This window comes from Arthrobacter echini (genome assembly GCF_008107445.1).
In the GTDB taxonomy this organism is placed as follows: Bacteria; Actinomycetota; Actinomycetes; order Actinomycetales; family Micrococcaceae; genus Arthrobacter_D; species Arthrobacter_D echini_A.
In genome coordinates, this window is sequence record NZ_VSLD01000001.1 from 512,069 (window position 1) to 524,635 (window position 12,567).

Annotated in this window: 12 protein-coding genes and 1 tRNA gene; 11 read left to right on the forward strand and 2 right to left on the reverse strand. The window is 68.3% G+C overall.

Annotated elements, in window-relative coordinates:
* Positions 1-53 precede the first annotated feature (53 nt).
* On the forward strand, positions 54-1,442 hold the full coding sequence (locus tag FQ377_RS02390) for an MFS transporter (protein WP_148599631.1): 1,389 nt from the start codon (positions 54-56) through the stop codon (positions 1,440-1,442).
* A gap of 23 nt (positions 1,443-1,465) precedes the next feature.
* Here FQ377_RS02390 and dcd read toward each other — a convergent pair whose 3' ends face one another.
* Both dcd and FQ377_RS02400 read right to left on the reverse strand, forming a co-directional pair.
* A complete protein-coding gene (gene dcd, locus FQ377_RS02395) occupies positions 1,466-2,068 on the reverse strand; it encodes a dCTP deaminase (RefSeq protein WP_148599632.1) in 603 nt (200 codons plus the stop codon).
* Positions 2,069-2,113: 45 nt separating this feature from the next.
* A complete protein-coding gene (locus tag FQ377_RS02400; protein WP_148599633.1) occupies positions 2,114-2,968 on the reverse strand; it encodes a tryptophan 2,3-dioxygenase in 855 nt (284 codons plus the stop codon).
* A 71-nt stretch (positions 2,969-3,039) separates the two neighbouring features.
* Between FQ377_RS02400 and FQ377_RS02405 the strand changes: the two genes are divergently transcribed.
* From FQ377_RS02405 to FQ377_RS02450, 10 genes are all read left to right on the forward strand, one after another.
* Complete coding sequence (locus FQ377_RS02405; protein WP_148599634.1) at positions 3,040-4,089, forward strand: M4 family metallopeptidase; 1,050 nt, start codon at positions 3,040-3,042, stop codon at positions 4,087-4,089.
* Complete coding sequence (locus FQ377_RS02410) at positions 4,086-4,421, forward strand: protealysin inhibitor emfourin (protein ID WP_148599635.1); 336 nt, start codon at positions 4,086-4,088, stop codon at positions 4,419-4,421. The genes FQ377_RS02405 and FQ377_RS02410 overlap by 4 nt, the downstream gene beginning before the upstream one ends.
* A 114-nt stretch (positions 4,422-4,535) precedes the next feature.
* Positions 4,536-4,606 (forward strand) — tRNA-Gly (locus tag FQ377_RS02415).
* 227 nt (positions 4,607-4,833) lie between these two features.
* A complete protein-coding gene (locus FQ377_RS02420) occupies positions 4,834-6,147 on the forward strand; it encodes a sugar ABC transporter substrate-binding protein (RefSeq protein WP_148599636.1) in 1,314 nt (437 codons plus the stop codon).
* Positions 6,144-7,148, forward strand: coding sequence for a carbohydrate ABC transporter permease (locus FQ377_RS02425; RefSeq protein WP_148599637.1), 1,005 nt, complete (start codon positions 6,144-6,146; stop codon positions 7,146-7,148). The genes FQ377_RS02420 and FQ377_RS02425 overlap by 4 nt, the downstream gene beginning before the upstream one ends.
* Positions 7,148-7,996, forward strand: coding sequence for a carbohydrate ABC transporter permease (locus tag FQ377_RS02430; protein WP_148599638.1), 849 nt, complete (start codon positions 7,148-7,150; stop codon positions 7,994-7,996). Before FQ377_RS02425 ends, FQ377_RS02430 begins: the two co-directional genes overlap by 1 nt.
* 31 nt (positions 7,997-8,027) lie before the next feature.
* Positions 8,028-9,383: an ABC transporter ATP-binding protein gene (locus FQ377_RS02435; protein ID WP_148599639.1), complete on the forward strand. Its 1,356-nt coding sequence runs from the start codon at positions 8,028-8,030 to the stop codon at positions 9,381-9,383.
* Positions 9,384-9,463: 80 nt separating this feature from the next.
* Positions 9,464-11,134 (forward strand): helicase HerA-like domain-containing protein, encoded by a 1,671-nt coding sequence (locus tag FQ377_RS02440; RefSeq protein WP_148599640.1) that lies wholly within the window; start codon positions 9,464-9,466, stop codon positions 11,132-11,134.
* Positions 11,094-11,555, forward strand: a complete 462-nt coding sequence (locus tag FQ377_RS02445; protein WP_148599641.1) for a hypothetical protein — start codon at positions 11,094-11,096, stop codon at positions 11,553-11,555. Before FQ377_RS02440 ends, FQ377_RS02445 begins: the two co-directional genes overlap by 41 nt.
* Positions 11,556-11,579: 24 nt before the next feature.
* On the forward strand, positions 11,580-12,563 hold the full coding sequence (locus FQ377_RS02450; protein ID WP_148599642.1) for a hypothetical protein: 984 nt from the start codon (positions 11,580-11,582) through the stop codon (positions 12,561-12,563).
* Positions 12,564-12,567: the final 4 nt, after the last annotated feature.

The window sequence follows — 12,567 nt, forward strand, 5'->3', positions numbered from 1 at the left end:
GACGAGCGGACCGTACCCGTATGACCTGGGTCATACGGGGCTAGCATTCACCCATGAGCGCGCATCAGCAGCCCCCGGGTACGCCTGCGGTCGCAGCGACCCTGCCCACCGTGGGTTCGGGGCGCATCTTCAGCCGACCCGTTCTCGCCTGGGCCTCCTGGGACTGGGGGTCCGCCGCCTTCAATGCGGTCATGACCACTTTCGTCTTCACCGTCTATCTGACCTCCGAGGCCTTCGGTGGTGAAGCACGGACCTCCCAGGTCCTGGGCTGGGGGCTCGCCGCCGCCGGTCTGCTCATCGCACTCCTCGCCCCCGTCACCGGGCAGCGCTCCGACACCGGGGGCCGGCGGAAACGGTGGCTCGGCATCAACACGCTCATCGTCGTGGTCCTGACCGGCCTGTGCTTCTTCGTCTACCCGAGCCCGGAGATGCTGATCCTCGGGGTGGCGCTCATCGCAGCCGCGAACATCTTCTTCGAGTTCGCCGGCGTCAACTACAACGCCATGCTGACCCAGATCTCCACGCCGTCCACCATCGGACGCGTCAGTGGTTTCGGGTGGGCCATGGGATACGTGGGCGGTATCGCGGCGCTCGTGGTGGTCCTCCTGGTGTTCATCTCACCCGTGGTCGACTGGCAGGGAGCCTCGGGCGAGGACGGCCTGAACATCCGGCTCGTCGCGGTCTTCTCGGCGCTCTGGTTCGCCGCCTTCGCCCTGCCGGTGCTGTTCACCATCCCGGAGCTGCCACGCAGGGCGGCTGCCGCCCAGCTCGGGTTCCTCGCGTCCTACGGCCTGCTACTCAGGCGCGTGGCAGCGATGTACCGGCAGAGCCCGCACACCATCTACTTCCTGCTGGCCAGTGCGATCTTCCGGGACGGGCTCGCGGCGGTCTTCACGTTCGGCGGGGTCCTCGCGGCGGGGGCGTTCGGCTTCTCGGCGGCCCTGGTGATCGTCTTCGCGATCGCAGCGAATGTCATCGCGGCCACCGGAGCGGTGATCGGGGGGTTCCTGGACGACAGGATCGGCCCCAAGCGGGTCATCATCGGGGCGCTGATCGGACTGCTGGTGGCCGGGTCGGCGATCCTGCTGCTCGGCACCGGAACCTATTCCGTCTTCGGCCTGGAGTGGACCTCCGACACCACGTTCTGGGTCTTCGGCCTGCTGCTGACCCTGTTCGTGGGCCCGGCCCAGGCGTCGTCGCGCGCGTTCCTCGCGCGCCTCGCGCCCCCCGGTGGCGAGGGGGAGTTGTTCGGCCTCTACGCGACCACGGGCCGGGCGGTGAGCTTCCTGGCCCCGACGCTCTTCGCCCTGTGCATCGGCATCTTCGGCTCGCAGCTCTACGGGGTCATCGGGATTCTCGTGGTGCTGCTCGCAGGCCTGCTCCTGCTGATCCCGGTGAAGCCGCCCGCACGCGTGGCGCCGTCCGTCCTGCCGGAGGCCTGACGGCTCCGGTGATCGTCCACCGGTCAGCTGGCAGGTTGTCCGTCCGGTCCCGGGATCGCGGTCCGGTGGAAGTTCAGGTGACTGCGCGACGCCGTCGGGCCCCGCTGGTTCTGGTAGCGGTTGCCGTACTCCCCCGACCCGTAGGGGTGTTCGGCCGGGGAGGTGAGCCTGAAGAAGCACAGCTGGCCGATCTTGGACCCGGGCCACAGCTTGATGGGCAGGGTGGCCATGTTGGACAGCTCGAGGGTCACATGCCCCGAGAAACCCGGGTCGATGAAACCGGCCGTGGAATGCGTGAGCAGGCCGAGGCGCCCGAGGGAGGACTTGCCCTCGAGCCGCGCGGCGACATCGTGCGGGAGGGTCACGGTCTCGTAGGTGGAACCGAGGACGAACTCGCCCGGATGCAGGACGAACGCCTCATCCGGAGCCACCTCGACGAGCCGGGTGAGCTCCGGCTGGTCCTCCGCGGGGTCGATATGCGCGTACTTGTGATTGTCGAAGAGCCTGAAGTAGCGATCGAGCCGGACATCCACGCTGGAGGGCTGCACCATCGCCGGATCGAAGGGATCGAGGATGATGCGCCGGGCGGCGATGTCCGCCCGGATATCGCGGTCTGAGATCAGCACCGTCCAAAACTACCAGCCCTGCACGGGCCCTCCCGAGCGCCCGCGTCAGCGGCCGATCTCGGTGCGGACCGCGAAGAGCTCGGGGAAGAACGTCAGCTCCAGGGCCCGCTGGAGGAAGCCGACCCCCGAGGAACCACCGGTGCCCGTCTTGAATCCGATGGTCCGCGCGACGGTCTTGAGATGACGGAAGCGCCACAGCTGGAAGTTGTCCTCGAGGTCCACCAGTTCCTCGCACGCCTCGTAGATGTCCCAGTGGCCCACGGCGTCCTCGTAGACCTCCTTGTACACGGCGACGAGCGCGGGTGAGAACTCGTGGGCAACGCTCACGTCGCGCTCCAGCAGGGTCTCCGGGATGCCGTACCCGCGCCGGGCGAGCAGCGCGATGAACTCGTCGTAGACACTGCTCTGCCCCAGCAGCTCCCGGAGCAGCTCCTGGGCGGCCGGGTCGGCGTCGAAGACGTCGATCATCGCGGCGTTCTTGTTGCCCAGCAGAAACTCCACCGCACGGTACTGGTAGGACTGGAAGCCGCTCGAGGATCCCAGGTCACCGCGGAACTGCGCGTACTCGGTGGGCGTGAGGGTGGCCAGCACCGACCACTGCTCGGTCAGCGACCGCTGGATGTGCTTGATGCGGGCAATGCCCTTCATGGCGGCCCGCAGATCGTCCGAGCGCAGCGCCGTCCGCACGGCGCGGAGCTCATGGAGCACGAGCTTGAGCCACAGCTCGGACGTCTGGTGCTGGATGATGAACAGCATCTCGTCATGGTGCTCGGGGGAGCTCACGGGCCGCTGCGCATCCAGCAGCCGGTCCAGTTCCAGGTACGAGCCGTAGCTCATCTTGTCCGAGAAGTCCCGTTCGATACCGCGCTCCAGCTTGCGGGTGTTCCGCTCCACGCTCATGACCCCAGCCTACGTGCCCCTGACTTCGTGGGCCCCTGGGTCTACGGTGGGACACAGCGAAGGAGGCCCCCATGCAGCAGATCCACTGCAGTATCGTCCCGCCGCACCTGCTCGACCGCATCGCCGCACTCGATGATCCCCGGTTCGCCCCGGCGTCCCGGGCGGCGAGCCGCGCCCTGGCCGAAATGGACCCGGTCCTGCAGGCCCGCGCCGACGCGCTCCGCGCGCCTATCCGCCGCGGCAGCGCCGTACCGGGCACGCTGACCCGGAGGATCCACGACGCCGGGAGCCGGGAGGAGCTGCCCGGCCGGCTGGTCCGGGAGGAAGGCGATCCCGCCACGGGCGACGTCTCGGCGGACGAGGCCTACAGTGGCCTGGGCGCCACCTACGACCTCCTGAGCGAGGAGTACGGCAGGTCCTCGATCGACGGCGCGGGCAAGGCCCTGCTCGCCACGGTGCACTACGGCACCAAGTACGACAACGCCTTCTGGGACGGCGAACAGATGGTGTTCGGTGACGGCGACGGCGAGATCTTCGGCCGGTTCACGGCGTCGCTCACCGTGATCAGCCATGAGCTGACGCACGGGTTCACCCAGTACTCCACGAATCTCGAGTACCAGGGCCAGTCGGGCGCACTCAACGAGTCGCTCTCGGACGTCTTCGGTGTCCTCGTGGAGCAGCGCACGCTCGGTCAGCAGGCGGACGCCGCATCATGGCTCGTGGGCGAGGGCCTCTTCACGGCCCAGGTGGAGGGGGTGGCGCTCCGCTCGCTGAAGGCGCCGGGCACGGCGTACGACGACGACGTCCTCGGCAGGGATCCGCAGCCCGCCACCATGGCGGACTACGTGGAGACCTCCTCCGACAACGGCGGTGTGCACATCAACTCCGGCATTCCGAACCACGCCTTCTACCTCGCCGCGACGACCCTGGGCGGACCGGCCTGGAAGGGCGCGGGGAACATCTGGTTCGACACCGTGGTCGATGGCGGGATTCCCGCCGACTGCGACTTCCCGACCTTCGCGCGGGCCACCCAGGACGCCGCCGCGCGGCGCTTCGGCGTCGGGAGCCGCGAGGCCGAGGCCGTCACCGGTGCGTGGGCGGAGGTGGGCGTGACGCCGTGAGGATCGAGATCACCCGATCGGGCGGCGTCGGCGGGCTCACGCGCCGCTGGAGCGTCGACGTCAGCACCACGGAGGCCGAACAGCGGTGGCTCCCCCTCGCCGAGGCCGAAGCGGCGGCCCCGGATCCGCCGGACGACCAGCGGGACCGGTTCACCTACGTCATCACCATCGGGTACACCGAGGTGAGCCTCCCCGAGAGCAGGCTCGAGGAGCCCTGGCGTGAGTTGATCGACCGCGCACGGGCCGACACCACGGCACCGCACCCTCATCCATCGGACAACGCCCGGTCGATCGCCCCGAAGGAGCCCGGCGGACCCACCCCGCCGTCGTAGCTGCAGCTCCGGGACAGTGTTTGAGCGCGCCCGACGGTGGGGTAGGCTCGATCTCGTTGCTCGGCGGGTATGTGCCGGACAGCAGGGATCCGGTCGACGACCGCCAGATCCCACGCGGGCGTAGCTCAATGGTAGAGCGCTAGCTTCCCAAGCTCGATACGCGGGTTCGATTCCCGTCGCCCGCTCAGTTCCCCCTCGATGCCGGCATCATCTGCCGCTGCGCCCTCCCCGGAAATCCGCAGCCCTGCCCTGCCGCGATCCGGGCGTCGACCGGTCATGGTGCAAAACCATAAGGGTACTGCCTAGCGGATTGATGCGTCAGGGCATATGGTCAAAAGCACGTCGGCCCGGCTGACGGTTCCATCGGGTCGGTGACCGGCCCACCTACAGAGGATGTGGAGGCTCGGTACGTATGCCGACCAGTCGAAGAACACCGAATCCGGTGAAGAACCGCCCCAGGGCCGCGGCGCTGGCAAGCATCCTGATGGGCACACTCCTGGTGACCGGGTGCGGGTCCGGGGAATCGGAGAACACCCTCACCTGGTACATCAATCCGGATGCCGGCGGCCAGGCCGCCATCGCCGAGAAGTGCACCACCGAGGCCGATGGTCGGTACCGCATCGAGACCTCGCTCCTGCCCAGTGACGCTGCCTCCCAGCGTGAGCAGCTCGCCCGCCGTCTCGCGGCGGGCGATTCCTCGCTCGACATCATGAGCCTGGACCCACCCTTCGTCCCGGAACTCGCGGGCTTCCTCGCGCCGGTACCCGACGACGTCGCCGAGGCCACCACCGAGAACGTGGTCGAGGGTGCCCTGGCCGGTGCCACCTGGAAGGACGAGCTCGTCACCGTGCCGTTCTGGGCCAACACGCAGATCCTCTGGTACCGGAAGTCGGTGGCGGAGGCCGCCGGCATGGACATGACGAAGCCCGTCACCTGGGACCAGCTCATCGAGGCCGCCGAAACCCAGGACAAGGAACTCGGGGTCCAGGGCACCCAGGCCGAGTCGATGACGGTCTGGGTGAACGCCCTGATCGAATCCGCCGGCGGGTCGATCGTCACCAATCCGGAAGCCCCCTCCGACGAGATCGAACTCGGGCTCGTCTCGGACGCCGGGCGCGAGGCGGCACGGATCATCTCCACCATCGGCGACGAGAATCTGGGCGGGCCCGGTCTGGCCACCCAGAACGAGAACGCATCGCTGGACCTGTTCCAGAGCGACTCGGGCTCGTTCATGGTCAACTACCCCTTCGTCTGGCCCGCCACGGTGGGCGCCGTCGAATCCGGGACCCTCGACCAGGCGCTGGTCGAAGACATCGGCTGGGGCGTGTTCCCGCGCGTGCTCGATGACGAGGCCGCGGCTCCTCCGCTCGGTGGCATCAATCTGGGCGTCGGGGCGGAGAGTGACAACCCCGAGCTCGCCTACGAGGCCGTCCAGTGCATCGTCTCGGTGGAGAACCAGGCCGAGTACTTCGTCACGAACGGCAATCCGCCCTCCAACACCGAGGCCTACGAGGATCCGCGCATCGAGGAGTCCTTCCCCATGGCCCCGGTGATCCGCGATTCCCTCCAGGACGCGGCGCCCCGTCCGCAGACACCGTTCTACAACGAGGTGTCCACGGGCATCCAGCAGCTGTGGGCCCCGCCGGGCGCGGTGAACCCGGACACCACCCCGGAGGAATCCTCCGACTTCATCACCGCGGTCCTACGAGGAGAGAGGCTGCTATGACCTCCGCCATACCCGCTCCACCGGCCGAGCCCACCAGCTCCCCCGAGAACACGCCGAGCGTGAAGACGCGATCCACTCCGGAGAAGAAGGCCCGCCGGCAGTACAGCGACCGCGTCCGGGCCGAGCGACGCCTCGGCTGGCTGCTCGCCGGACCCGCTTTCATCGTGATGCTGCTCGTGACGCTCTATCCGATCCTCCAGGCAGCCTTCGAGTCCCTGTTCCAGTTCCGTCTGACCACCCCCGACGAGCGCGAGTTCGTGGGGCTCGGCAACTACGCCGTGATCCTCACCGACTCCGTGTGGTGGCGCGACCTCGGCACCACCCTGCTCATCACCGTCGTCACCGTGGCCGTGGAGCTCGTGCTCGGTTTCGCCCTGGCCCTCGTGATGGACAAGGCCCTCAAGTCCATCAAGGGCGTCCTCCGGACCGCCATCCTGGTGCCGTACGGCATCATCACCGTCGTCTCCGCGTTCGCCTGGTTCTATGCCTTCGACATCAACTCGGGGTACGTCAACTCCTGGTTCGACTGGCTTCCCGGTATCGATGAGAACACGAACTGGTTCGCCCAGACGGGCACCGCCCTGTTCGTGATCATGGCGTCCGAGATCTGGAAGACCACCCCGTTCATCTCCCTCCTGCTCCTGGCCGGCCTCGCGCAGGTGCCGGGCGAGCTCACGGAGGCGGCGAAGGTGGACGGCGCCACCTGGTGGGAGCAGATGAGCCGGGTCATCATCCCGAACATGAAGGCGGCGATCATGGTAGCCGTCCTCTTCAGGGCGCTGGATGCGTTCAGGATCTTCGACAACGTGTTCATCATGACCAACGGCGCCTACGGGACCGAGGTCCTGTCCCTGCTCGCGTACCGACAATCGATCAGCAGGCTCGAGATAGGACTCGGCTCGGCCGTCTCGGTGCTGCTGTTCCTGTGCGTCCTGATCATCAGTTTCATCGCGATCAGACTGTTCAAGGTCGATCTCGCCGGCACCCAGGGAGGAAAGTGATGACGAACTCAGGCACCAAGAAAAAGGTTCTCTGGGCCATCGTCACGGTCCTCGTGCTCGTGTACGCGCTGTTCCCCGTCATGTCCATCCTGGCCACCTCGTTCAAGGCGCCCAGCGATCTCACGAGCGGCACGTTCCTGCCGTCCTCGGGGACGGCCACCACGTCGAACTACGAGCAGATCCTCGTCGGTGACGCGCAGGGCCTCTTCCTCTCCGCGCTGCGCAACTCGATCGGCATCTCGCTGATCGCGACGTTCATCGCCGTCGTGCTGGCCACCCTGTGTGCCTACGCGATCGCACGACTGGACTTCCCGGGGAAGGGACTGGTCCTCACCACGGCCCTCGCGGTCTCGATCTTCCCCGTCATCTCCATCGTCACGCCGCTGTTCAACCTCTGGCGGACCATCGGCCTGTACGACACATGGCTCGGCCTGATCATCCCGTACCTGTCGCTGACCCTGCCGATCTCCATCTGGACCCTCGCCGCCTTCTTCCGGCAGATCCCGTGGGAGCTCGAGCAGGCCGCGCAGGTGGACGGCGCGACGACATGGCAGGCGTTCCGCAAGGCGATCGTGCCGCTGGCGGCCCCGGGCGTCTTCACGACGGCGATCATCGCCTTCTTCATCGCGTGGAATGACTTCGTCTACGGGATCTCGCTGACCTCCACCGAGACGGCGCGCCCGGTTCCGGCCGCGCTCGCCTTCTTCACGGGAGCCTCCCAGTTCGAGGCGCCCACCGGGGCGATCTCGGCAGCAGCGATCATCGTCACCATCCCGGTGGTCCTGCTCGTCCTCCTCTTCCAACGCCAGATCGTCTCGGGCCTGACCTCGGGCGCCGTCAAGGGCTGACGCCCTCCGGTTCAAGTAAAGGATTCGCACCATGGCTTCAATCACCCTGAATAATCTGGTCAAGAAGTACGGCGACGGCTTCCCCGCCGTGAACGACATCAGCATCGATATCGCCGACGGCGAGTTCATCATTCTCGTGGGTCCCTCCGGCTGCGGGAAGTCCACCCTGCTGCGCATGATCGTGGGACTCGAGGACATCACCGACGGCGACCTCCTGATCGACGGTGAGCGGGTCAACGACAAGGCCCCGCGCGACCGCAATCTGGCCATGGTGTTCCAGAACTACGCGCTGTACCCGCACCTGACGGTCTACGAGAACATCGCGTTCCCACTGCGGCTCGCCAAGGGCAAGCACTCCGAGGACCAGGTGAACAAGCTCGTCACCGAGGCCGCGGCGACACTCGAGCTCACGGACCACCTGCAGCGCAAGCCCGCGAATCTCTCGGGTGGCCAGCGTCAGCGGGTGGCGATGGGCCGGGCCATCGTCCGGCAGGCGGACGCGTTCCTGTTCGACGAGCCGCTGTCCAACCTCGACGCCAAGCTCCGCGGGCAGATGCGCTCGGAGATCTCCCAGATGCAGCGCCGGCTGGGTGTGACCTCGGTGTACGTGACGCACGACCAGACCGAGGCCATGACCCTCGGCGACCGCGTGGCGGTGCTGAAGAAGGGCGAACTCCAGCAGATCGCCTCGCCGCGGGAGCTGTACGAACAGCCCGTCAATCTCTTCGTCGCCGGGTTCATCGGCTCTCCGTCGATGAACTTCCTCCCCGCCACCCTCGATGGGAACACGCTGCGGACGGCGCTGGGGGACCTGGAGATCCCGGCGGCCAAGGCCGAGAAGGCCGCAGGCAAGAAGGTGGTGCTCGTGGGCCTCCGCCCCGAGTTCTTCGAGGACGCCCAGCTCGTGGAGGACCACAAGCGGGCCAACGGGACCGTGTTCACGGCCACCCTGACGCACACCGAATGGCTCGGCAACGAACAGTACGGGTACATAGACTTCGATCCGGCACCGGAGGTACGCGGGCTGCTCGACAATCTTGCCCGTGAGATGGACGCGGACGAACTGCGCCCGCAGATCGTGGTCACCCTGGACGCGGCGAGCCGTATCCGTGGCGGCCGGGAGGCGGAGCTGTGGCTGGACACGCGCAAGCTCCATCTGTTCGACGCCGAGTCCGGCGAGAATCTGACGCGGGATGCCGAAGCAGGAGCAGAGCTCACCCGCGAGGCCAACGAGGAGCGTGCGGAGGAGATCGCCACCGCACAGCAGGCCGACGGCGAGAGGGGCACCGGGACGGGTGGGACCGGACACGATACCGAGGCAGTCAGGACGGGAGCCGGCCACTCCTCCGGTGCCACCGCAGCGGGCGGGAAGCACTCCGCGGGCTGAGACGCCCGGCCGGGATCCGGCACGACCGGCGCGGGACCGTCGCCCCCGGGGGTGACGGTCCCGCTGTGTACTCTGGCCCTATGGCCGAACACGACGCGACCGCGCAGCTCGCAGACATCACGGCCGGCTACGTGTTCGGCGGGCCCACCCTCCAGCTCGGGGCGGCCCTCGTGGACGGCGAGCTGCACGCCGAGGCGCAGGTGCGGTTGCCACTGGCGATGATGAACAGGCACGGGCTGATCGCCGGCGCCACGGGGACCGGCAAGACCGTGACCCTGCAGGTGATGGCCGAGCAGCTCTCCACCCACGGGGTGCCGGTCTTCCTCTCCGACATCAAGGGCGACCTCACGGGCCTGAGCACACCCGGCACGGCATCGGACAGGGTGAGCGAACGCACCGAGAGCGTGGGCCAGGACTGGAGCCCCGCCGGCTTCCCCGTCGAGTTCCTGAGTCTGGGCGCCGACGGCGACGGCGTCCCCGTCCGGGCGACCATCTCCTCCTTCGGCCCCCTGCTCCTCAGCCGGGTCATGGACCTCAACGAGACCCAGGAGTCGAGCCTCCAGCTCGTGTTCCACTATGCCGACCGGAACGGGCTGGAGCTCTACGACCTCACCGATCTCCGCGCCGTCATCACCTTCCTCACCTCGGACGAGGGCAAGGACGGGCTCGCCTCGCTCGGGGGCCTGTCGAAGTCCACCGCCGGGGTGATCCTGCGTGAGCTCGTCACCCTCGAGGCGCAGGGCATGGACTCCTTCTTCGGTGAGCCCGAGTTCGACACCGCCGATCTGCTCCGGACGGCCGCGGACGGGCGCGGCATCATCTCGTGCCTCGAGCTCGCCACCGTGCAGCAGCAGCCCCGGCTGTTCTCCACGTTCCTGATGTGGCTGCTCGCCGATCTGTTCGCCGAACTGCCGGAGATCGGGGACGTGGACAAGCCGCGGCTCGTGTTCTTCCTCGACGAGGCGCATCTGCTCTTCACCGGCTCGTCCAAGGCCTTTCGCGAGTCCATCCAGGCGACGGTGCGGCTGATCCGCTCCAAGGGCGTCGGGATCTTCTTCATCACGCAGACGCCCAAGGACCTCCCGGGCGAGGTGCTCGGGCAGCTGGCCAACAGGGTGCAGCACGCGCTGCGGGCCTTCACACCGGACGACGCGAAGGCCCTGCGCGCCACGGTGTCCACCTTCCCCATCAGCCCGTACGACCTCGAGGAGGTCCTGACCTCGGCCGGGATCGGGGAGGCTGTGATCACGGTGATGAACGACCGCGGCGCCCCCACCCCCGTGGCCTGGACCCGCCTCCGCTCCCCGCAGTCCGTCATGGGGCGGGCACCGGAGGGCACCGTGTCCGCCGTCGTCGCGGCATCGGCGCTGCTGCCCCGCTACCGTGAGGCGGTCGACAGCCACTCGGCCGCCGAGAAGCTGACCGGACGGGCCGCAGCGGGCGCGGTGCCGACGGTCGCCTCCCCGGGAAGCCCGGGCGGAGCGGGACCGTCCGCGCCGGGCCCCGATCACGACGACGAGGCGAGGCGCATCGAGGAGGACATCCTGGGCGCTCCGTCCCGTCCGTCCGGGTCCGGCGCGGAGCCCTCCGGCGCGGAGTGCCGGCCCGGTCCTGGACCCGACCGACGAGCCCCCGCGCGCTCCCGGGAGACCACCGACATGGCCGATCTCGCGCTGCAGGCCGCCGGCGTGATCGGACGGGAACTGGCCCGTGGGCTCTTCGGTACCCAGCGCCGTCGCAGACGCCGGTGACCCCGGGACCCTCTGCGCACGCAGCGGCTATGGGGGTATCTCGGTGGTGGTGATCGAGATCCTGAGCTCCACCCTCACCGCACTGGGACTCGGGCTCCTGCTCGCCGCGGTCCTGATCCGGCTGGTGTACGGCTCGTGGACCCGGACGCTGGCCATCACGTTCGAACTCGAGGGGCATCCCTATCTGCGCTGGCACGACCACCGGTACCGGATCGTCGAGGCGCTGTGGACCAGCCGGGTTCGCGCCCGTGACGGTGACGGTTCTGCCCCGCCTCCGGGCGACGAGGTAGACATCTACTACCATGCCCGTGCACCGCGCACTTTCTCGCTCCGGGCACCCTACCGGGGCACCCGCGTCCTGGCCGTCGTCGGGTTCGCATGCGCCGTCGTCGGAACACTCCTGGGCTTCCTGCCCGGCTGACCGGCCAGCCGGTACCGTGGGGGGGTGCAGACAACCCCGGTCGTGAAGGTCACCGCAGCCTGGCTGCTCTGCCTCCTCCTGCTCATCGCCGCCTTCGTGGCGGTGGTGAGCAGCCTCAATGCGAGGCTCTACAGTCCCGAACACCGGGTGGACCTGTACCTCGGCGCGCTCCAGCAGGGTGAGGGAGGGCGGGCGCTCGGGCTTCTCAACGCGACGGTCCCCGACGGCTCCGATGCCAGCCTGCTGGACGGAGACGCCCTGCGGGCGGCGACAGCGCCCCTCGAGGACACCACGATCCAGGATGCCCGCGACACAGGTCCGGACACGGTCGAGGTTCCGGTGACCTACCGCGTCAATGATGAGGACCACACCACACTCCTTCCGCTCGAGCAGACCGGCACCGAGTGGGGTGTGTTCGAGGTCTGGGAGTTCGAGCCGGGCGTGCTGCCGACGGTCGGGGTCTCCACGCGCCACGGCGAGGAAGCGAGCGTCAACGGCGTCGATGTGGGGCTGCCAGATGGCAATGTCGAGCTCGCCTCGTTCTATCCGGCGGCTGTGTCCGCACGGTACGACACCCCGTACCTCGTCTCCTCCGAGGAACGCGCTGTCGTCGCGGGAACCGGGTCACCGGCTCCGCTGGAGCTTGTCCCCGAGCAGACACCCGAGCTCGCCCGCGCGGTCGACGACCAGGTGCATGCCTTCCTCGACACGTGCGCGGACCAGGCGGTCTTCCAGCCCACGGGGTGCCCGTTCACCTATGTCACCACCGAGCCGCTGGCCGGCGACATCGCGTGGACCATCGAGGAATATCCCCCTGTGACGGTCACCGAGGAGGGCGACGACTGGACGGTCTCGTCCCTCAAGGGCTCGGCCCGTCTGGAGACGACGCTCAAGACCTATTTCTCCGGCGCGGAGACCGACGTCTCCGAGTCCATCGGCTTCGAGTTCGAGGCGGACCTCGCCGTCACCGGCGACGAGGTCACCGTCACCCCCGAAGTCCCCCGGTGAGGAG